This is a genomic window from Apilactobacillus sp. EABW-1NA, assembly GCF_030398685.1.
Lineage (GTDB): Bacteria > Bacillota > Bacilli > Lactobacillales > Lactobacillaceae > Apilactobacillus > Apilactobacillus waqarii.
This window is the reverse complement of sequence record NZ_JAPDKO010000019.1, coordinates 1-20,671: the sequence shown is the minus strand read 5'-3', so window position 1 is coordinate 20,671 and position 20,671 is coordinate 1. Positions and strand designations below refer to the sequence as shown.

The window sequence follows — 20,671 nt, the reverse complement described above, 5'->3', positions numbered from 1 at the left end:
ATTAGTCCACAAATGAGAATGTGAAGTCTAGAATTGAAACCATGTCGCCGTCTTTTGCACCATGTTCTCTTAATGCGTCATCTACACCCATTCCCTTAAGCTGTCTTGCGAAACGTAGCATACTTTGGTCGTGAGTTGTATCTGTCATTTGGAATAGACGTTCAATCTTCTTACCGTAAAGAACCCAGACACCGTCTTCATCACGTCTGATGTTGAATGGTGCTTCTTCGTCATCAGCATTGTATTCGACTTCTTCATCAACGTCTTCAACGTCAGTAATTGGGAACTTAGGAGTAGTTTCCAATAGGTCTGAAGTCTTAGAGATTAATTCCTTAAGACCTTCATGGGTGATTGAAGAAATAGCCAACACTTCGTGAGCTAATTCGTCGTCTTTGATTTGTTCTTTAAATGTTTCTAGATTTTCAGCAGCATCAGGCATATCCATCTTGGTTGCTACCACGATTTGTGGTCGTTTTAGCAGATTTTCATCGTACTTAGCTAATTCATCGTTAATCTTCTTGTAGTCAACGTAAGGATCTCTTCCTTCTTGTCCACTCATATCAACTAAGTGCAAGATGACACGTGTTCTTTCAACGTGACGTAGGAATTGGAAACCTAAACCAATTCCAGATGATGCCCCTTCAATCAATCCAGGTAAATCGGCAATTACGAAGTCTCTACCGTCATCTAGTCTAACCATCCCTAGGTTAGGTACCAATGTTGTAAAATGGTATTCAGCAACCTTAGGCTTTGAACTAGTGATTGTAGATAGTAGTGTTGATTTACCAACTGATGGGAATCCAACTAATCCAACATCAGCTAATACTTTAAGTTCTAAACGAATGTTTAATTCTTCACCAGGTTCACCGTTTTCGGCAATTTCTGGTGCTGAGTTCTTGGCAGATGCGAAGTGGGTGTTTCCACGTCCACCACGTCCACCTTTCAATGCAACATATTCATCATCCGGATTTACCAAGTCAAATAACAATTGGTTGGTATCATCGTTATATACTGATGTTCCTTCTGGAAGATAAATATATAAATCATCGGCACTCTTACCGGTCATTCGTTTATTTCCACCGTCTGCCCCGTTTTTAGCGGCAAACTTACGCTTATATCTGAAGTCCATCAAGGTGTTCATCCCTGTGTCCACAGCAAAAATAACGCTTCCTCCGCGGCCACCATCACCACCGGCAGGTCCACCGTTTGGAACGTATTTTTCTCTTCTAAAGGCAACGATTCCGTTACCACCTTTTCCTGACTTTACATTAATTTTTACTTGATCAACAAACATGTTATCTCCGCTCTACTTTTTATTTTATACTTAGTATAACTTTATTTTTAAAGACCGTAAACAGTCCACATCATTTTTCAATATTATTTAATGAGTATTTGATATTCTTTGCTGTTTTGGTATTAATCCCTAACGCCTCAATTTCGTTAATTGGCGCGTTGGCAATTTTCTTCATTGTCTTAAACTTGTTCAACAACTTACTTCTAGTCTTTGGTCCAACTCCTTCGATTGTATCAAGTTCTGAACTAAGAGAATGCTTAGTGTGAACTTGTCGATGGAAGTTAATTGCAAATCTATGAACTTCGTCTTGAATTCTTTGAACAAGATAGAATGCCTGACTCTTTGGATTCAATGAGATATGTTCATCCAATTGTCCAAACAATAAGTCGGCAGTCTTATGCTTATCGTTTTTAACCATTCCGGCAACCGGAATTTCCAAACCTAACTCGTTTTCCAAAACATCCTTAACGGCATTCAATTGGATTTCTCCACCATCCATTAGGATTAAGTCTGGTAAGTCAGCATGTTCCTTCAAAAGTCTTGTATATCTTCTTCTAATAACTTCTCTGGTACTTGCTGCTTCATCGGCATGATCTTCGTTTTGGAGTTTGTATTTACGATAAGCGTTCTTATTTGGTTTCCCATCCACAAACTGAATCATGGCTGAAACAATGTCAGCCCCTTGAATATGTGAGTGGTCAAAGGCTTCAATCGTTTTGGCTGAAGAAATATTCAAGGCCACCGCCAATTCATCGGCAGCGCCCTTAGTCTTGATGTTATCCAATTCCATCAAACGGAACTTTTCATCCAATACTAGCTTGGCATTCTTTTGAGCCATATCGATTAAGTCTTTCTTTTGTCCCCTTTGTGGAACCCTAACCGGTGTCCCAATTGCTTCTGAAATCAAATCAGCATCCAATGTTTCTGGAATTAAGACTTCCTTTGGTGTTTGATGATTTTCTTCAGAATAGAACTGACCAATAAAGTCTTCCATTGTTTCGACTGGGTCATCCACAATTGGGAAGCTACGCTTAACTCGTTTCAATAAACGAGCTTGTCTGATAAAGAAGATTTGAATTGAAATCCATCCGTGGTTCACATAGTAATTGAAAATGTCACGAGGTGTGGGGTCATTTGAAATAATTTTTTGTTTTTCCACAGTGATTTCGATGTACTTCAATTGGTCCCTAATTTCAGCAGCACGTTCATATTGTAGTGAATCCGCCGCAATCTTCATCTTTTCGGTCAACATCTTCTTGGCAATTCCCACATCACCATTTAAAAACGACTTAATGTGGCGAATTTGGTTTTGATATTCAGACTTAGGAACCTTTTTAAAACAAGCCCCTAAACATTGCCCCATATGATAGTAAAGACAAGGTCTGTGTTGATAACCATTACATCTTCTCAGTGGATAAACCTTTTGTAAGAAGTGCAAAGTTTCATCAGCAGCATATACGTTTGGATAAGGACCAAAGTAGTATCCACCGTCTTTTTTAATGGTGTTAACAATCTTTAGTTGTGGATCACGTTCGTTTGTAATCTTGATGTATGGGTATCCACCATTACCTTGTTTTAACTGAATGTTATAGTAAGGTCGATGCTTTTGAATCAATGTGATTTCTAGTAGGAATGCTTCTTTGTCATTAGTCGTAATAATGGTCTCGAAGTCCCTGATTTGTGAAACCAACTTGGCTGTCTTTCCCTCATGGCTACTCTTAAAGTATGACCTAACACGATTCTTTAGATTCTTAGCCTTACCAACGTAAATAATCTTACCTAGTTTATTCTTCATCAAATAACATCCAGGTAAATCTGGTAATAATCTAAGTTTATGCTCAATGTGTGAAGTTGCCATTTTATCACCTCGTTTGAAAAAACACTTCAATATGACAAATTCGATTTAATTTGCTATCATATACCATAAATAAGGAGATGCATAATTATGGGTTTAAATATTCAACGTAACAACGACTTAAATGCTATGTTCGATAAGTTTGCCAAACTGGACACTAAGAACGAAGATCGCGATAAATTTTTAAAACGTAAAGATAAAAAATCAACCGATAAAAAGAAAGAAAAATAATATAATTTAGGCATCACAATTAAATTGTGATGCCTATTTTTTATTGTTTATTTAGGCGGTTAATATTGAATTCAGCAATTTCTTCAAAATCAATATTGTTCCATTCTGCAACTTGAGATAGGTACCAAAGTACGTCACCCATTTCCTTAACTAGCTTTTCACGATCTAGTGAATCGCCATGGAAAGTATACTTCTTAACTAGGTCAACAACTTGACCGGTTTCACTAGCTAATCCTAGTGCACAGTTAGTTAAGACTTGTTCATTTCCGTGTAGTGTTTTGTTTGCAGCTTTTTGGTAATCGTTAAATTCCACTTATTTTACCCCCGTTTTACTTTCGATCCAATTCCAAACTTCTTCTTTTCCATACTTACTTAAAGCAGAGAATAATTGTATTTCATCACCGTCATTTAAGTCAACAGTCTTGTTCAAAATACTTACTTCTTTATTCCACTTGCTCTTAGGAGTCTTATCCATCTTAGTAGCCAAGACTAAAGTTGGAATATCATAGTATTTTAGAAACTCGTACATTTGCAAGTCATCTTGACTTGGTGCACGTCTACCGTCAATTAATAAAACAACCCCTTTTAGTTGTCTTCTTGTGGTTAGATATGTTTCAATCATTTCTCCCCATTTAGCACGTTGTGCCTTTGAAATTTTCGCATAACCATAACCTGGAATATCAACAAAGAATAGTTTTTCGTCTAAGTTATAGAAGTTCAATGTTTGAGTCTTTCCTGGTTTGTTAGAGGTTCTAGCATAACCGTTACGGTTAATTAACACATTGGTTAAAGAAGATTTTCCCACATTGGAGCGACCAACCAATGCAATTTCTGGATATCCATTACTTGGGTATTGTTTTGGTTCCACCGCACTGATATCGATATTGACGTTGTGTACATCCATCTTAATTCACTCGTTTCTGTAATTTTATATATCAATTCTACCATAAAAAAGGCACCTTCATAAATGCATTTACCACAAAAATACCTTTTAATTATTTAAAAAAACAAAAGGCCCTACAGTGTTAAACACTGTAAGGCTTTTTATTATTGAGCTTCTTTTACAATCTTTGGTTCTGATTTTTTCAAAACAGAGTCAGCGGTAACGATAACTTTCTTAACGTCCTTATCGCTTGGTACTTCATACATGATATCTCTCATGGTATCTTCCATGATTGATCTTAGTCCACGAGCACCGGTCTTTCTTTCAATGGCTGTGTGAGCCATTTCCTTTAGCGCATCGTCTTCGAATTCTAGTTCGACACCGTCGATTGACATTAGTTTAACGTATTGCTTAACCAATGCATTCTTAGGTTCAGTTAGAATTCTGACCAAGTCTTCTTCGCTCAACTTGTTTAAGGCAGTAAGAATTGGTAAACGACCGATAAATTCAGGGATTAGACCGAATTGTAGCAAGTCACTTGGGATAACGTGTTGCATGATGTTATCGTCGTTAACTTTAGCTGCTTCACTGGAATCAGTACCGAATCCAATGGTCTTGTCTCCTAAACGGTGTTTTACGATGTCTTGAATACCATCAAAGGCACCACCAACAATGAATAAAATGTTCTTAGTATCAATTTGAATCATTTCTTGTTGTGGATGCTTTCTACCACCATTAGGTGGAACACTAGCAACAGTACCTTCTAAAATCTTCAATAGCGCTTGTTGAACACCTTCACCGGAAACATCACGTGTGATTGAGACATTTTCAGATTTCTTAGCAATCTTATCAATTTCATCAACGTAGATGATTCCCTTTTCAGCTCTTTCGACATCAAAGTCAGCATTTTGAAGTAGCTTTAATAAGATGTTTTCTACGTCCTCACCCACATAACCAGCTTCGGTAAGGGTTGTAGCATCTGCAATTGCAAATGGAACGTTTAAAATACGAGCTAGTGATTGAGCAAGGTATGTTTTACCTGAACCAGTTGGTCCAATGATTGAAATATTACTCTTTTGTAGTTCAGTATCGTCGTCATCATCTAAGTTATTAACACGCTTGTAATGGTTGTATACAGCAACAGCTAAAGTCTTCTTAGCTTCATCTTGACCAATTACGTAATCGTTTAACTTATCAACGATTTCCTTTGGACTTAATGATTTAATTGTTGTATCTGCATTTTCTTGTGCTAATTCTTCGTCGACGATATCTTTACATAAATCGATACATTCATTACAAATGTATACGCCAGGTCCCGCGACGATTTTCTTTACTTGATCTTGTGATTTACCACAAAAAGAACAAGTAATGGGGCCTTTTCCTTCATTATCTTCAAACAAAAACTTCACCCCTATATAATTCCGATATTATTTTAAATAATACCACATTATTAATGTTGATAACATCATAATGCTTTAGTTTAAAAAAGGTCCAATTAACGAATTGTTAACTGGACCTTTAATATTAACAAAAGTCGAAATTATTTGTTAATTTTTGACTTTGGTTCTTGTTTTGCGTTGTCAGTGATTAACTTAACAGCGTTTTGAATTGAAATATCATGTTTCAACATGTCTTCAGTTAAAGCACCACGTACGGCTTCTTCTTTCATACCGTATTGAGCAGCTAAGTCCTTAACTTGTTGATCGATTTCTTCTTGTGAAGGAACGATGTTAGCATCCTTAACAATTGCTTCTAATACAAGGTTAGTCTTAACACGTTCGTCAGCACCTTGAGCAAATTGTTTCTTCAAGTCTTCTGGCTTAGTACCAGTTAGTTGGAAGTACATTTCAGCATTGATACCTTGTTGTTGCATGCTTGCAAGGTATTGATCCATTTGACGTTGAACGTCTTCGTCGATCATTGCTTGAGGAATTTCTTTAACAGTAGCGTTTGCTACAGCACCCTTAATAGCTTCGTCTTCAACTTGAGTTTCACCTTCGGCCTTCTTTTGGTCCTTTAGTTGGTCCTTAATCTTAGCCTTTAGTTCTTCTAGACTGTCAACATCTTCGTCAACGTCCTTAGCAAATTCGTCATCTAGTTCAGGCATTTGCTTTTCTTTAACTTCGTGAATCTTAGTCTTGAAAGTAGCTTCTTTTGATGCTAATTCTTTAGCTTGGTAATCTTCTGGGAAAGTTACCTTAACATCAACATCTTCACCAGCTTTGTGGCCAACTAGTTGGTCTTCAAAGCCTGGGATAAATGATTTTGAACCTAATTCTAGTGAGTAGTTAGTTGCTTGGCCACCATCAAATTGTTTGCCGTCAACGTAACCATCAAAATCGATAACAACAGTGTCACCGTTTTCAGCAGCCTTGTCTTCTTTTAGAACAAGTTCTGCTTGGTTTTTACGCATGTCTTCAATCTTAGCGTCTACATCTTTTTGGTAAACACGAGTGTTTGGTTTTTCAACAACGATTCCTTTGTAATCACCTAGTTCTACATCTGGCTTAACAGTAACGTTAGCTTTTAGAACCCATGGTTGATCCTTTTCTAGACTATCAATGTTAACTTCTGGTTGAGCAACTGGTTCAATGCCAGTTTCCTTGATAGCTTCACTGTATGCTTCTGGTAAAAGAATGTTTAAAGCGTCTTGGTATAGAGCTTCTTCACCGTACATTTCGTTAAATACTTGGCGTGAAACTTTTCCCTTACGGAAACCAGGAACAGTGATGTTTTTCTTGTTCTTGTTGAAGGCTTGATCTAAACCTTCTTTTACTTTGTCAACACTAATTTCGAATGTTAGTTCACCGTCATTAGTGCCTTTTTTTTCCCATTTAGCTGACATTATTTTCCCTCCGACATGAAAATATAATTTTTACAATTTTCTTCTAATTGCGCACCTCTATATTTTAACGTAACACAAGTAAAAAGTAAATAATTATAGGTCTTTCGCTTATTTTTATGTACAAAAAAAGATCCAGATAAAAATCTGAATCTCTTTTTTAGAATTGATTATTCTTCGATGTCTGAAACAACACCGGCACCAACAGTGTGACCACCTTCACGAACAGTGAACTTAGTTCCCTTTTCGATGGCAACTGGCTTAGTTAGCTTAACGTTGAATTCAACGTTATCACCAGGCATAACCATTTCAACACCGTCTTCTAGTTCGATAACACCAGTAACGTCAGTGGTGTGGAAGTAGAATTGTGGACGGTAGTTTGAGAAGAATGGAGTATGACGTCCACCTTCTTCTTTACTCAAAGCATATACTTGAGCCTTGAATTCAGTATGAGTCTTGATTGAACCAGGAGCAGCGATAACTTGACCACGTACAACTTGTTCACGGTTTACACCACGAAGTAACATACCAACGTTATCTCCGGCTTCACCTTCGTCAAGAGTCTTACGGAACATTTCTAGACCAGTAACAGTAGTCTTTAAGATGTCTTCAACAAGACCGATGATTTCAACTTCGTCACCAATCTTAACAACACCACGGTCGATACGTCCTGAAGCAACAGTACCACGACCAGTGATAGTAAATACATCTTCAACAGGCATTAGTAATGGTTTTGAAGCATCACGTTCTGGAGTTGGGATGTATTCGTCAACGATATCCATTAAGTGTAAGATAACATCTTTTTGTTCTTGGTCGTCTTGTAGAGCCTTTAGAGCTGAACCACGAACAACTGGAATATCATCACCAGGGTAATCGTATTCTGAAAGTAATTCACGTACTTCCATTTCAACTAAGTCAACTAATTCATCATCGTCAACTAAGTCAGTCTTGTTTAAAAATACAACGATGTATTCAACACCAACTTGGCGAGCTAGAAGAATGTGTTCACGAGTTTGTGGCATAGGACCATCAGTTGCGGCAACAACTAGGATGGCACCATCCATTTGAGCGGCACCAGTGATCATGTTCTTAACGTAGTCAGCATGTCCTGGGGCATCAATATGAGCGTAGTGACGCTTTTCAGTTGAGTATTCAACGTGAGCAGTGTTGATTGTGATACCACGTTCACGTTCTTCTGGAGCAGCATCGATTTGAGCGTAATCAGAAGCGTCTGCTAGACCCTTTTCTGAAAGCACTTTAGTGATAGCTGCAGTTAAAGTAGTCTTACCATGATCAATATGGCCAATAGTACCAATATTTACATGGGGTTTTGTTCTTTCATAATGTTCTTTTGCCATTTATGAAAACCTCCTATAAATTTCGAAAGATTTGAGTTAGCAAATGCCAACTCATCTTTATGATTTATTATACTACATCTTCTCAAAAAGACAAAATCACATATCAGTCTCAAGAAGAATTCCTTTAATATTATAGCTACTGTATTTTTATTTGTAAACACAAAAAAAGCATATTTAACAATTTTATTCTATTTAATCGAATTAAATTGTCGCTTTATAATTTCGATTAATTTTACATAATCATCATTATCATCTTCAGTGTACTCTTTTGCACTTAGATATGCCTGTACTGACAGGTCATACCACCTGTTTGCATCCAGAATTATTTCATCATTGAATGGGTACATCAAAATTGATTGATGTTGGAAATAACTACTTAATAACATGAACTTTTCTGGATCCATCATATACTCGTCAGTTAATCGATTAAAGATAAGTTGATATGATTTCATATCTTGAAGTGATTCAATTTCACCCATCTTAACTTTCTTTGTCTTTCCATCAATCCACATCATGTCGACGACCTCTTTTGAACCGACCTTTCTTAACGTGTCGATTACCTCTGCCTTAATCACAGATTGGACAAATGGGTCCATCAAAACAAAGCGACTGTATTTTAAAAATTCATCGTATGGTAAATGTTGTCCATTTAAGAACGATTCCTTTTGCCAATACATCGTTTGCTTACTACTTATATGGTAGAACTTTTGTGCAAGTTGATGAATTTCTTCACTTGAATTACTTCTAAAAGAAGCTTCGCTTTCTTCAATTAGCTTTAAGCCATCATTGTTATAACTATCGTTGGCCTTAAATGTTTCAACAATTTCTCTAGATTTAATGTATTCATTGTTCTTCAATAACACATTAATCATTAATAAAAAGTCCTGCTCGTTTGTGGTAAACGCATTTGGATTTTCCATGACTTCTTTTCTTGCCTCAACATATTGCTTTAAGCTAAAAAGAGATTGAACTAATAATACTTCAATCTCATCGCTTGGCTGATCTTCTAAGTAATTTTTGGCTTTGTTGATAGCTAGTTGATATTGTTTATCATCAATGTTTGATGCAATATCCTTGGCTATTTGTGAACTATGTTCATCCATTAAAATCACTCCGAATAATTAACCTTATTTATTTTTGTGGACGCTTCTTTTTATGATGTTGGTTTACTTCCATAATAACTGGAAGAATTACCGGACGACGTTTTGTCTTATCAAATAAGAAGTGACTGATTTTTTCTCTTACTGATTGCTTCAAGTGGCTCCAATCAAATTCCTTGTTATCAAGGTTTAATTGAATGGTCTTGGAAACAATTTCAGCTGCTTCATTCATTAGGTCCTTGTTTGACTTAACGTAAATGAATCCTCTTGAAGTTATCTTAGGACGAGAAATGATAATCTTTTTCTTTCTATCAATTGTAACAACAACGATGAAGATACCATCTTCTGATAATACCTTACGGTCACGTAAAACGATGTTACCAATGTCTCCGACACCGATACCATCAATCATAGTGTTACCTGCTTCAACAGCGTTACCATGGTGGAATTTAGCACCATCGTATTCGATAGTTTCACCCTTGCTTAGGATTAAAATCTTATCTTCGTCTACACCCATGTTAGTAGCAGCACGTTTGCTTTCGTTCATCATCATGTATTCACCACTAACTGGAATGAAGTATTGTGGTTTCAACAAGCTGATTAGCATTTGGATGTCTTCGGCACTGGCGTGATCGGAAACATTTAGGTCGTTTGAAATAACCTTAACTGTACCGTCTGCTTGATATACCATGTCATCAGTCTTAGCCATGCTGTTATCCATTGCTGGAGATGGTGAAGTAACGATTAGTACAACGTCACCAGATTCGATGTTGATATCCTTTTGTTGTTGAGCGGCCATTCTTTGAACTAGCTTGATTGGTTCACTAACTGGATTAGTTTCCAATACAACAATTTCGTCGTTTTCAAGCTTCTTTAGTTCTTCGATGTCTTCAATTAATAAGTCTTCTGCTATATTAACGTATCCAGAATCAATTGCTAGTTTGACTTTAGGATCTAGGTGCTTACCAACAAATACTTTTCTTTCAGACTTTGCAGCTGCGTCAAATACTTGTTGGATTCTTAATAGGTTAGCAGAGTTAGCTGCAACAATCACACGACTCTTACTATCTTCGAAAGTATCAAAGATGTATTGGCTAGCTTGAATTTCGTTTGCCATTGGGAATGGATTATCCGCATTTTGTGAGTCTGCTAATAAAGCGATAACCTTCTTGTTACCAACCTTTGCGATTGAACTGTAATCAGTTGCAAAACCGTTACGTAATGCTGGATCAAACTTAAAGTCACCAGTGTATACGATTTGGCCTTCTTCAACAGCCAATGAAATTCCCATTGAGTCAGGAACTGAGTGACTAGTCTTAAAGAAAGTAACTGTAACGTCATCAAAAAGAATTTCACTCTTTTCGTTGATTACGTTGAAATTGTTAAACTTCTTTGATCTTTCATTATTCTTAACTTCGTACTTAGCCATTTCAATGGTTAATTTTGATCCGAATACCGGAACATCGAATTCACTGACGAAATATGGTAGTGCGCCAATTGAATCCATGTCACTATTAGATAGGAAAACTCCGATAATCTTTTCCTTGTTTTCACGTAAGTATGTGAAATCAGGAATAACTACATCAATTCCTAACATGTCATTTTCAGGGTATTTTAGACCGCAATCTAAAACATAAATCCCATTGTTAATCTCAACGGCATATAGGTTCTTGCCACTCTCCCTTACTCCTCCTAAGGGAATAATTTTTACACTATTTTTCATGATTCACCTCATATAATTTTATGTATATTTTTTATTATGAAATAAAATAATTATTTTCAATACGATCTCATTTAACTATCTATAGTGTATCATACTTTTAAATTGAATAATAACTGATAAGTGCATATATGTATGTATAAAAAAAATGGAACCACTCATAGAGCAGTTCCATTTTAAAAATATTAACGACGTAGACCTAAACTCTTGATTAAATCACGGTAACGTTGAACATCTGTGTTACGTAAGTATCTTAGTAAGTTACGACGGTGACCGATTTTCTTCAACAAACCACGTTGTGAATGGAAATCCTTCTTGTGTTCTTTCATGTGACCATTAATTTCATTAATGTCAGCAGTTAGTACAGCAATTTGTACTTCAGCAGAACCAGTGTCACCATCATGTCTAGCATACTTCTTGATGATGTCGTTCTTTTCAGCTTGTGTTAGAGCCATTGTGTTTCCCACCTTTCAAAAGTAAATATACCAGATACTGAGTAAAGCGCCAGATGAGAGCAGCGACAAAACTAAGTATCGGTACTGTAGTTTTAAACTACGTTAATCATACTACTATGATTACTTGAAAATAGCAAGGTAATATCCTTATTAATCTCGCTGTACAAATCTGAATTATATAATTCTATTGCTTTTTTAAGTTGTCTTTTGTATAATAAAAGTCGTTGAAATTTAAGGATTTTAAATAAAATTCGACTTTTTTGGAGGTGAATTTCATGCCTGTTATTAAATCTGCTATCGAACGTGTAAAAACTAATGAAAAAGCAAACAAACGTAACGCATCTCAACTAAGCAAGATGAGAACTGCTGTTAAGAAGTTTGAAAAAGCTGATGCTAACGCTGACAACCGTGAAGAACTATTCAACAACGCTGTTAGTGCATTAGACCATGCTAAGTCAAAGGGCTTAATCAAAGCTAACACTGCTGCACGTAACAAATCACGTCTAGCTAAGTTAAACAAGTAAAAAGAACTCAGTTTTAACTGAGCTTTTTTTATTCTTAAAAAAGGACATCTCGTTTGAGATGTCCTTTTTTGTTTATCCAATTTGATTATCGACAAATTTCAAAGTGAACATTTGAAATAGTAGTTCTGGTGATTCCGGTGTTGATTTTAGCTTTTCTTCCACATCAACTAATCCTAAATAGGCATCCCTCAAACTACTAAATTGATACTTACGAACATTTTGCATTGCCAGTTTCACTCTAAATGGATGTACCTTTAGCTTTTCCGCAATGTTTCCCTGACTGTATCCCTTACGGCTTAACACATTCACCTGTAGTAATAGTCTAAACTGTGATAACAAGACCGCATTGATTTGTAATGGTTCTTGATCTTCCACAATTAGGTTACGGTATAAATCGATGGCGTTTTTGGAATCCTTCTTCATTACGTAATCAATTAAGTCAAAAACGTTTTGGTCCAATGACTTGGCAACCAAGCTGTCAATACTGTCCTTAGTAATGACCTTATCCTTTTGACAGTATAGGAATAACTTAGGGAGTTCGTTCATTGCTGACGATAAATCATTAGATACTCTGCCTAGCAATTCTTGAAGGGCATCCCCTTCGACCGTATAACCATTACTCTTAATGTTATTGGCAACGTATGATTGAATGGCACGATCATCTAGTTTAGTTAAATCGATTACCTCTGCGTTGTTTTTTAATTGCTTGGTAACTTTTTTTCTAGAATCAAGTTTGCCGTATGGTGCCATAATGACCATGACCGTACTATCAACTGGGTGATTAACGTATTCAATAAAGCTATCGATGTCATGATCTAGGGTCGACTTGCTACGTTCACCGGTTAAAAAGTATGGATTGTTTACAACAACCAATCTCTTTTCACCAAAGAATGGCAAACTTTCAGCATCACCCACGGCAGTGGCGATGTTTTGACTTTCCATGTCATAACTAGCGAAGTTCATGGTTCTTTCTTCTTCCGGAATTAATTCCACGAAGTGTTTTTTGATTTCGTTAATTAAATAGTCTTCTTTACCTAACACTAGATATATTGGGTTAATATTATTGTTTTTAATTTGTGTTAATAGTTCATTTACTTTCATTACTATTCCCCTTGCAATTTAAATATCCAGTGATTTCCTAATAATCCATATTTATATGATATCATACCCAGTTTTTGTGTGTTGACGTATGCTAAATTATTATCCTTTAATCTTTCAAGCGTTGCAACACTTGGATGGTGATAACGATTATTACGTCCGGCCGATATTATTGATACCTTAGGATGAATGAATTTTAAAAATGCATCACTGCTGGAGGTATCACTACCATGATGACCTAATTTCAAATAATCCGCTTTTAGCATCGGATATTTTTGCATTATGTCATTTTCACCACTGGATGGTAGATCACCCATAAACAACCAACTGCGATTGCCTTGGATTGTGCCCAAGACGACCGAGTCTTCATTTTTACCAAGACCACTTTCAAACGGATGATAAATGTTAAACGGAAAATCAGGTAACTTTTGGTTAGCCTTAATTAACACTAGTTTGGTTTTATTCAAATAAGGACTGATTTTTCTCATTATCGATGGATTGTTCTGTAACCCATCCCCAACAATAATCCGGTCAACTTTTAAATCCGCTAAGATGGCAGGAACATCTCCCGTGTGATCAGCATCCTGATGACTCAATACTAGATTATCAAGATGGTTAATCCCGATACTCTTTAGATAATTAATCGACGTCTTTTCCGCCTGATAGGTTACCTTGCTGTTTTGCCTACGACCAAATTGTAGCTTACCACCCGTATCAATCATGGTGATTGAATGGTTAAACGGCTCACGAATTAAGATACTATCACCCTGGCCGACATCGAAAAAGGATACCTCACCTTGCAATGGATAGTGGATATACATAAAAGTGATTAGATACATACATAGTATCAGCGACACTCTTTTGAAACTGACCTTATCGATTACCACCAGTGTCATTATTAAAAGAAGCGTTGCAATATACAGGTTGGGTTTTCCAAAATTAATCTGCCCGGGTAAAGCCCCCAGCCAATTGACGGCAGCATCAAAACTGTTCAATATGAACGCTACCACCGAACTAAACCATCCAGCAATCGGATACGTAATGACCGCGATTAATATCATCGGCATAATCAGCGCCGAAAATATCGGAATCACTAGATAGTTGGCCAGCATCGTCAGTGCGTGCCACTGAAATAGCTTGTAGATAATAAATGGCAAACTGACCAAGTTCATCATCACTGTTTGCTTGAGCGGTCTCATCTTATTCGTATAAATCAATCCGAATGCCAAAGCGTAACTTAGTTGTGAACCAAACTGCAACAACATCTCCGGCTCAATTATTAAATTGACCATCAAGGTAATCGAAAAGACATCCAAACCGGTCAATCGCTTCTTTAGCATTAACGCAATAATGCCGATTTCAACCGTTAATATTGACCGCATCAATCCAATCGATGATCCGGCAATGACGAAATATGTTGGCAGAAATATCAATGTAATCCACCGAGTCTTCTCTCTGGTCACACGAAATAATCCCAGTATTATTTTCAAAAGGTTCACGATGTAAAAGACATGCAAACCAGAAATACTAAATAAGTGAATCAACCCCAATGTCTTCACACCCGATAGTTCATCGTTGAAGGAATTATCCATGACGCCTAGAAACAGACTACTGGCGTAGAGGTTCAGGGGATGTGGTAAATGGTTCGTGTATTTCAGCATTAGCATCCGTAAATAGTGAAGACTATCGATGATTGAAAAACGATGTCGTTCTTCTACACTATTTAGCTGCTTAACCGTCAATCGACTATAGACACCCATACTCTCGTAGTATTCTTTGGCATCAAACTGGTTAAAGTTTCTGGCCTCATCAAACGGCTGGACGACTCCAGACACATTCATAACAATCGGTTTCAAATATTTCTTTACCCTCTTTGCGTCATTGCCGTAGACCATTAACTGTTTACCGGTATCAGTAATAGTGCCGATACCATAAAATGAGTCATCACTGTACTTAATATTATCTGGATAAATTAAAACACTTTGCGTTACCGTTTGTTGTCCTTGAATTTGATTAGCTTGATTTTGTTTATATCTATACCAGCAAACCAAACAAAAAATAACCACCATGACGGTGGTTATTTTTATTACTAACGCGTTTTTTAATCGAATGATCCGAATCATCCATAGACAAAAAAGCAATAGACCTAGCTTTAAATCACCAAAGAAAATAATGCTTAATATTCCAATCGAAATCGATGGAAAAATATATAAATTATTAATTTATTTTGGTAAATAAGAGCTGAATTCAATTTGTTTGATTGTTTCTTCATCCAAGATTACTTGATTCAATTCGACGTTATTTTGTCTAATTAATGACAATGCATATTCATCATTGTGGTAGTTTCTTAGGTAGTTAATCTTTTTGATTCCCGCTTGTAATAATACTTTGGTACAAGGAAGACATGGGAAATCAGTTACATAGATTTCTGAACCATCAGTTGATTCACCGAACTTGGCACATTGAGAAATGGCGTTCATTTCGGCATGAATTGTTCTTAGGCAATGGCCGTCTCGCATGTAACATCCAACATCAATACAGTGTTCATCCCCTGCAACTGATCCATTATAACCACCGGCAATAATACGTTTATCTCTTACGATGGTTGCTCCAACAGAAAGGCGGTTACAGGTGCCACGTGTTGAAAGTAAAACAGCTTGTAGCATGAAATATTGATCCCATGGAATTCTATGTTTAGTCATAATTAATTACTCTCCCTCTTTTACTACTATTCATAGTATAGCAAAGATTACACTTCTAAAGAATCTTTTAATCTTTCAAATGTCTTATCACCAAATCCACTGACCTGTTTGATTTCATCAATTGAATGAAACCCATTGTGTTGGTTACGATAATCAATTATCTTTTGCGCTTTCTTTTCACCAACACGATCGAGTTTTTGAAGTTCATTTAAATCTGCGGTATTCAAATTAACTTTGACGTTATTAGCAGAACTGCTGGCGGTCGTATTATTCGAACTAGCAAACGATGAACTACCAGCTGCACCTTTTTTATTAACGACGACAACATCTTGGTCGTTTAATACCTTGGCTAGGTTAACGTTTTGTTCATCGGCATCCGCCTTGAAGCCGCCCGCTTCCTTGATGACGTCGGTCACACGACTGTTGGATGGAATTTGGTAGACGCCGGGATGCTTAACCTCTCCTTTAACATCTATATATAGGTCTTTGGCCGAAGTACTACTTTGACTGTCAGAAGAAGGTGATGAAGTAGAAACGCTACTTTGTTCCGAATAATCGGTTTCCACATTGTTAGCGTCATTGCTGTTTTGATTCAAGATTAAAATAATAACTAACCCTAAACTAAAAGCGATTAACAATAGACCAATCAAAATTTTATATGCATGTTCGTCAATTATTTCTTTTATCTGCGTTGAAAAATCTAATATCTTATTCACCGTTTCCTCCTTTCTAAAAATTAGATACGAAAAAAGGAATGTAATTTATTCAATTACATTCCTTTTATTTTATTTTTTCCAATGCATTTAAAGCATCACTGAATGAAGTGACCGGAATCACCTTCATGTTTGGTGCATACTTCTTCGCTGTTTTAACAGCAAGTTGGTAATTAGTCATATGCTGATCTTCATACTTAAGAACTTCCTTGGTTGGCTTAACGTATGGTGCTAAGAAATACTTAGCGCCGGCATCCCTGGCAGCGATAATTTTCTTATCGATACCACCAATTTCACCAACATTTCCGTTTTCATCAATGGTTCCAGTTCCAGCAATATTTTGTGAGTGTCTAATGTTTTGTTGGGTTAGTTGACCATATATTTGAAGTGAGAACATCAATCCAGCAGATGGTCCACCCACTTCACCTGGGTTAACATCAATTGGAATCTTAGTAGAAACCTGATTGTCATCAGATAAAATAATCCCAATTCCAGCTTGGTTTGTACCGGCTAACTTATACAGTTTTCTGGTGATTTGAATTTTCTTCTTATTACGGTAAACCGTTAAGGTCATCTTTGAACCAATCTTCTTAGACTTCACATAGTTTCTAAATTGGGCAGAACTCTTAAACTTATGCCCATTCAAAGAAACAATGGAGTCACCAGCTTTAATTTGATTGTAGAAGTTAGACTTACTATCAACAGCTAGCACGTAAATGCCACGATATTTCAAATAAACATCTTTTTTGGCGTAGTGAAAGGCATTATAAATTGCATTGTTGATCGCACTTTCCATGTAAACATTTTGCAAGTTGATATAACTTTGTTGATCTTGATTACCAGTTACATCGCTAATACTTTCAATGGTTTGATGTGGATTAAACTTGGCAACAACGTACGATGCAATTGATGCTTGTGATTCACTCACCGTGGTAAACATGAATTTACCCTTAAACTTATCACTGTGTCCTTTGATTGAAACAACTGGTTTTAAATTAGGTGCTGTTCCGGGACTTTCAATATACTTTGGTAGAAATGGAATATTAACAAAAATCGCTAGTGCAGCAATTGCCACAAAGAGTGCGATTAATTTATTCCGTCTGTTATTTTTAAACATTAACTTAACTTCTCTTTCAATGCCGTAGCAACGTTTTGTGGTACATAAGGAGTAATATCTCCGCCAAAATGAGCAATTTCCTTAATCAAACTAGATGAAACAGATTGAAACTCAGGACGTGTAATCAAAAAGACTGATTCGATTGAATTATCCAAGTTGTAGTTCATTGAAGCAATTGAGCTTTCAGCATTAAAGTCACTAGAGTTACGAAGTCCCCTGACAATTACGGTTGCGCCTACCTGTTTGGCAAGATCAACTGTTAATCCATCAGCAGAAGTGACTGAGACATTTTCAATTTCTTCGATATTGGGTTTAATTAAACTCATTCTTTCATCATAACTAAAGACGCCATTTTTACTGGTATTCTTGGCCACAGTAACGACAACCTCATCAAACATCTTACTTGCGCGCTTAATTAGATCTAGATGTCCCTTAGTCAATGGGTCGAAGCTTCCCGGGAAGATTGCTTTTGTCATAACTATCCCCTCTTTATTCTGTAAATAGAAATAATGGTAATTCCATACTTCTTTTGTTTGACCATATCATAACCTTCTACGTCGTCTTGTAGAACAACGTTATCATCGGTTTCACAAATGACAATTCCATCATCATTAAGTAATTCTTTTTCCCTAATGATATGTAGTTGGTCGACCATCTTTTGGTCTTTGTATGGTGGATCCAAGAAAATGTAATCAAACTTATCATTTTGTTCAGCAAAACGATTTAATGCCATGTCTGAATCCATCTTGTAAATTCTAAAGGCATCCATTTCCTTGGTCATCTTAACGTTTTCTTTGATTGTCTTGATGGCTAGATATTGGTGATCCACCAATACCGCACTATCAATTCCTCTAGATACTGCCTCGATTGCGACCGAACCAGAACCTGCGTATAAATCTAAAAATGACCCACCATTGAAAAATGGGCCAATCATATTGAATAAGGATTCTTTCACTTTATCGGTTGTTGGTCTCGTCTTACTACCTGGCACAGGTTTAAGGCTTCGACTACCAAATTTACCTGAAACAACTCTCATTTATCCAAACTCCTTAATAATCTTCGTCATCATCCACATCTTCGAAGTCCCCTTCAAGTGATAGTTCACTGGAAAGTTGTTCGTAAGGCGTTTCTTCGATTTTCTTCACAATTTTTAAGCTACTAATTTTTTCTTTAATCCAATCGTAGTTATCAGCATTTACATACATAACCACGTAGTGCATTTTTTGTGAGACATAATATATTAAGCCATATTTTTTCAATTGTCTGACTTGTTTAGTTGAATAAACATAAACAATTAGGCTTTTTCTGTTTTCGATTGTATCTGTCAAAAAATTCCCTCCACTTTAGTAACGGATTCTTCTAGTTTTTTGAGTTTTTTGTTTTGCACTAATTACCAAAATCATTCCAATACACAATGCTAAGGTTAACATACTAGATCCACCATAACTAATGAATGGGAAAGTAACCCCGGTGATTGGTAGTAAACCAATTACACCACCGACGTTGAAGTATGCTTGAACCAACATGTATGTTCCAACACCATAACAAATTAAAGTATCGTATGTATCGTTTGAACGAATGCCTAGTTGGAATGCTCTAACAATAATTGTAAGTAATAGGAATAGGATGAACAATACCCCAATTAGTCCTAATTCTTCAGCGATAATTGCCATGATGAAATCGGTATTTGGTTCGGGTAGGTATCCGGTCTTTTGAATACTGTTTCCTAAACCAACACCAAAGATTCCACCATTACTTAATGCATAGTAAGAATTAACCAATTGTTGTCCAATTCCGTTGGCGTATTTAAACGGATTACTGTAAGCGGTGATACGTTGGATTTGGTAAATGCTTGTTCCATCTTTAAATACAAAGGATAGGATTTTTAGTGATATCCATCCAAATAATAATCCAGCGGAGGTAAGTAACGTTGCACCTCGCCAATTAACTCCGGATCCAAATAGGATTGCAAACATAATTGCTAAGTTAATAACGGTACCACCCAAGTCGGGTTGGATAAAAACAAGGAACAACATAACGAAGATTGAAAAAACTTGGACATGTGTTCTTGATTTTTCTCCGTTAATGATTCGATCTTCTCTAGAAGCCAAGAATTGAGCCATTCTTAAAATGATATAAACCTTGGCAACTTCGGCTGGTTGCACATGTAAAGGACCGATTGGAATCCATCCTGCAGAACCGTTAACTGAATGTCCAAATGCCTTTAGCAATATCAAGGCAGCAAATAATACGATAAAGAAAATCCCTAAAAATTTAGCTTTTCTGACAAACTGATTATTCCCCGCCAAACAAATTAGAATAATCACTAAACTGACTACCACAAACATACTTTGTTTGATTAAGTATCCAGTTGGGGTTCCACCAATTTGCGTCGCAACGTTTGAACTAGCTGAATAAACCATAATTATTCCAATTACAGATAGTAGTAGAAATGGAACAAAAATGTAGTAGTCCATTGCGTTAATATTAAATTTCATTCTTTTCCAGTGTTCTGATATATGCCACTTGTGCCAATACTCGGCTATTTTGCGTATCATATTTTTACATCTCCAACGTAACCTTTTAATATAACTAACATTATAGCATATCTACACTATTTGCTTTAGTATTTTAAAGACAACAAAAAAGGATGGTGACCTGAACCCCTAAAATTGGAAGATGGTTATGCTATTTTCTGGGAGGAATTGATCCGGTATTCAACCGGTGACATTCCTCCCAGTTTTTGTTTTATACGATAATTGTTGTAATAAGATATATA

At 36.4% G+C, this 20,671-nt stretch carries 22 protein-coding genes; 2 read left to right on the top strand and 20 right to left on the bottom strand.

Annotated features, from left to right (window positions below; all coding sequences use genetic code 11):
- Position 1: 1 nt before the first annotated feature.
- Together obgE and uvrC are read right to left on the bottom strand one after the other, a co-directional pair.
- Positions 2–1,294 (bottom strand): GTPase ObgE, encoded by a 1,293-nt coding sequence (gene obgE, locus OEZ61_RS06005; RefSeq protein ID WP_041152372.1) that lies wholly within the window; start codon positions 1,292–1,294, stop codon positions 2–4.
- Positions 1,295–1,364: 70 nt separating this feature from the next.
- The gene (gene uvrC, locus OEZ61_RS06000) at positions 1,365–3,152 is read right to left on the bottom strand and encodes an excinuclease ABC subunit UvrC (protein ID WP_263506467.1); all 1,788 of its coding nucleotides are present in this window, start codon (positions 3,150–3,152) and stop codon (positions 1,365–1,367) included.
- Between the two features lie 87 nt (positions 3,153–3,239).
- Between uvrC and OEZ61_RS05995 the strand changes: the two genes are divergently transcribed.
- Positions 3,240–3,380 carry an SPJ_0845 family protein gene (locus OEZ61_RS05995; protein ID WP_167540463.1) on the top strand — a complete coding sequence of 47 codons (141 nt, stop codon included), beginning with the start codon at positions 3,240–3,242 and terminating at the stop codon, positions 3,378–3,380.
- A gap of 40 nt (positions 3,381–3,420) precedes the next feature.
- Here the strand turns inward: OEZ61_RS05995 and OEZ61_RS05990 are convergent, their stop codons facing one another.
- From OEZ61_RS05990 to rpsO, 8 genes are all read right to left on the bottom strand, one after another.
- On the bottom strand, positions 3,421–3,693 hold the full coding sequence (locus tag OEZ61_RS05990; protein ID WP_034531728.1) for a nucleoside triphosphate pyrophosphohydrolase family protein: 273 nt from the start codon (positions 3,691–3,693) through the stop codon (positions 3,421–3,423).
- On the bottom strand, positions 3,694–4,284 hold the full coding sequence (yihA, locus tag OEZ61_RS05985) for a ribosome biogenesis GTP-binding protein YihA/YsxC (protein ID WP_041152374.1): 591 nt from the start codon (positions 4,282–4,284) through the stop codon (positions 3,694–3,696).
- A gap of 143 nt (positions 4,285–4,427) precedes the next feature.
- Positions 4,428–5,663: an ATP-dependent Clp protease ATP-binding subunit ClpX gene (gene clpX, locus OEZ61_RS05980; protein ID WP_034531733.1), complete on the bottom strand. Its 1,236-nt coding sequence runs from the start codon at positions 5,661–5,663 to the stop codon at positions 4,428–4,430.
- Between the two features lie 140 nt (positions 5,664–5,803).
- Entirely contained in the window at positions 5,804–7,108 is a 1,305-nt protein-coding gene (tig, locus tag OEZ61_RS05975; protein ID WP_034531735.1) for a trigger factor, read from the bottom strand.
- A gap of 167 nt (positions 7,109–7,275) precedes the next feature.
- Complete coding sequence (gene tuf / locus OEZ61_RS05970) at positions 7,276–8,463, bottom strand: elongation factor Tu (RefSeq protein WP_034531737.1); 1,188 nt, start codon at positions 8,461–8,463, stop codon at positions 7,276–7,278.
- 188 nt (positions 8,464–8,651) lie between these two features.
- Positions 8,652–9,566 carry a hypothetical protein gene (locus tag OEZ61_RS05965; RefSeq protein WP_053792803.1) on the bottom strand — a complete coding sequence of 305 codons (915 nt, stop codon included), beginning with the start codon at positions 9,564–9,566 and terminating at the stop codon, positions 8,652–8,654.
- A gap of 28 nt (positions 9,567–9,594) precedes the next feature.
- Complete coding sequence (locus OEZ61_RS05960; RefSeq protein WP_290047147.1) at positions 9,595–11,286, bottom strand: ribonuclease J; 1,692 nt, start codon at positions 11,284–11,286, stop codon at positions 9,595–9,597.
- A gap of 182 nt (positions 11,287–11,468) precedes the next feature.
- Positions 11,469–11,738 carry a 30S ribosomal protein S15 gene (gene rpsO / locus OEZ61_RS05955; RefSeq protein ID WP_034531743.1) on the bottom strand — a complete coding sequence of 90 codons (270 nt, stop codon included), beginning with the start codon at positions 11,736–11,738 and terminating at the stop codon, positions 11,469–11,471.
- Between the two features lie 275 nt (positions 11,739–12,013).
- Between rpsO and rpsT the strand changes: the two genes are divergently transcribed.
- Positions 12,014–12,262, top strand: a complete 249-nt coding sequence (gene rpsT, locus OEZ61_RS05950) for a 30S ribosomal protein S20 (protein WP_034531745.1) — start codon at positions 12,014–12,016, stop codon at positions 12,260–12,262.
- Between the two features lie 72 nt (positions 12,263–12,334).
- Here the strand turns inward: rpsT and holA are convergent, their stop codons facing one another.
- The 10 genes from holA to OEZ61_RS08215 form a co-directional block, all read right to left on the bottom strand.
- Positions 12,335–13,363: a DNA polymerase III subunit delta gene (gene holA, locus OEZ61_RS05945; protein ID WP_034531748.1), complete on the bottom strand. Its 1,029-nt coding sequence runs from the start codon at positions 13,361–13,363 to the stop codon at positions 12,335–12,337.
- Positions 13,364–13,365: 2 nt separating this feature from the next.
- Positions 13,366–15,483 (bottom strand): DNA internalization-related competence protein ComEC/Rec2, encoded by a 2,118-nt coding sequence (locus OEZ61_RS05940; RefSeq protein ID WP_290047146.1) that lies wholly within the window; start codon positions 15,481–15,483, stop codon positions 13,366–13,368.
- Positions 15,484–15,582: 99 nt separating this feature from the next.
- Complete coding sequence (locus OEZ61_RS05935; protein WP_034531750.1) at positions 15,583–16,062, bottom strand: ComE operon protein 2; 480 nt, start codon at positions 16,060–16,062, stop codon at positions 15,583–15,585.
- A gap of 47 nt (positions 16,063–16,109) precedes the next feature.
- The gene (locus OEZ61_RS05930) at positions 16,110–16,778 is read right to left on the bottom strand and encodes a helix-hairpin-helix domain-containing protein (protein WP_250233311.1); all 669 of its coding nucleotides are present in this window, start codon (positions 16,776–16,778) and stop codon (positions 16,110–16,112) included.
- A gap of 64 nt (positions 16,779–16,842) precedes the next feature.
- On the bottom strand, positions 16,843–17,892 hold the full coding sequence (locus tag OEZ61_RS05925; protein WP_140999875.1) for a SepM family pheromone-processing serine protease: 1,050 nt from the start codon (positions 17,890–17,892) through the stop codon (positions 16,843–16,845).
- Positions 17,892–18,368 (bottom strand): pantetheine-phosphate adenylyltransferase, encoded by a 477-nt coding sequence (gene coaD / locus OEZ61_RS05920; RefSeq protein ID WP_057198103.1) that lies wholly within the window; start codon positions 18,366–18,368, stop codon positions 17,892–17,894. Before coaD ends, OEZ61_RS05925 begins: the two co-directional genes overlap by 1 nt.
- 2 nt (positions 18,369–18,370) lie before the next feature.
- On the bottom strand, positions 18,371–18,928 hold the full coding sequence (gene rsmD / locus OEZ61_RS05915; RefSeq protein ID WP_041152381.1) for a 16S rRNA (guanine(966)-N(2))-methyltransferase RsmD: 558 nt from the start codon (positions 18,926–18,928) through the stop codon (positions 18,371–18,373).
- Between the two features lie 13 nt (positions 18,929–18,941).
- Entirely contained in the window at positions 18,942–19,220 is a 279-nt protein-coding gene (locus OEZ61_RS05910) for a YlbG family protein (protein WP_034531756.1), read from the bottom strand.
- Positions 19,221–19,235: 15 nt separating this feature from the next.
- The gene (locus OEZ61_RS05905; protein ID WP_041152382.1) at positions 19,236–20,390 is read right to left on the bottom strand and encodes an FtsW/RodA/SpoVE family cell cycle protein; all 1,155 of its coding nucleotides are present in this window, start codon (positions 20,388–20,390) and stop codon (positions 19,236–19,238) included.
- A 185-nt stretch (positions 20,391–20,575) separates the two neighbouring features.
- Positions 20,576–20,668, bottom strand: coding sequence for an IS3 family transposase (locus OEZ61_RS08215; RefSeq protein WP_080719905.1), 93 nt, complete (start codon positions 20,666–20,668; stop codon positions 20,576–20,578).
- Between the last annotated feature and the right edge of the window lie 3 nt (positions 20,669–20,671).

Bases quoted from the DNA above. Each gene is read 5' to 3' on its own strand.
- OEZ61_RS05925 (WP_140999875.1), bottom strand. From the start codon at position 17,892: ATGTTTAAAAATAACAGACGGAATAAATTAATCGCACTCTTTGTGGCA.
- coaD (WP_057198103.1), bottom strand. From the start codon at position 18,368: ATGACAAAAGCAATCTTCCCGGGAAGCTTCGACCCATTGACTAAGGGA.
- tuf (WP_034531737.1), bottom strand. From the start codon at position 8,463: ATGGCAAAAGAACATTATGAAAGAACAAAACCCCATGTAAATATTGGT.
- uvrC (WP_263506467.1), bottom strand. From the start codon at position 3,152: ATGGCAACTTCACACATTGAGCATAAACTTAGATTATTACCAGATTTA.
- OEZ61_RS05935 (WP_034531750.1), bottom strand. From the start codon at position 16,062: ATGACTAAACATAGAATTCCATGGGATCAATATTTCATGCTACAAGCT.
- OEZ61_RS05905 (WP_041152382.1), bottom strand. From the start codon at position 20,390: ATGAAATTTAATATTAACGCAATGGACTACTACATTTTTGTTCCATTT.
- obgE (WP_041152372.1), bottom strand. From the start codon at position 1,294: ATGTTTGTTGATCAAGTAAAAATTAATGTAAAGTCAGGAAAAGGTGGT.
- rpsT (WP_034531745.1), top strand. From the start codon at position 12,014: ATGCCTGTTATTAAATCTGCTATCGAACGTGTAAAAACTAATGAAAAA.
- OEZ61_RS05995 (WP_167540463.1), top strand. From the start codon at position 3,240: ATGGGTTTAAATATTCAACGTAACAACGACTTAAATGCTATGTTCGAT.
- yihA (WP_041152374.1), bottom strand. From the start codon at position 4,284: ATGGATGTACACAACGTCAATATCGATATCAGTGCGGTGGAACCAAAA.
- rsmD (WP_041152381.1), bottom strand. From the start codon at position 18,928: ATGAGAGTTGTTTCAGGTAAATTTGGTAGTCGAAGCCTTAAACCTGTG.
- rpsO (WP_034531743.1), bottom strand. From the start codon at position 11,738: ATGGCTCTAACACAAGCTGAAAAGAACGACATCATCAAGAAGTATGCT.
- OEZ61_RS05965 (WP_053792803.1), bottom strand. From the start codon at position 9,566: ATGGATGAACATAGTTCACAAATAGCCAAGGATATTGCATCAAACATT.
- OEZ61_RS05960 (WP_290047147.1), bottom strand. From the start codon at position 11,286: ATGAAAAATAGTGTAAAAATTATTCCCTTAGGAGGAGTAAGGGAGAGT.
- holA (WP_034531748.1), bottom strand. From the start codon at position 13,363: ATGAAAGTAAATGAACTATTAACACAAATTAAAAACAATAATATTAAC.
- tig (WP_034531735.1), bottom strand. From the start codon at position 7,108: ATGTCAGCTAAATGGGAAAAAAAAGGCACTAATGACGGTGAACTAACA.
- OEZ61_RS05940 (WP_290047146.1), bottom strand. From the start codon at position 15,483: ATGATTCGGATCATTCGATTAAAAAACGCGTTAGTAATAAAAATAACC.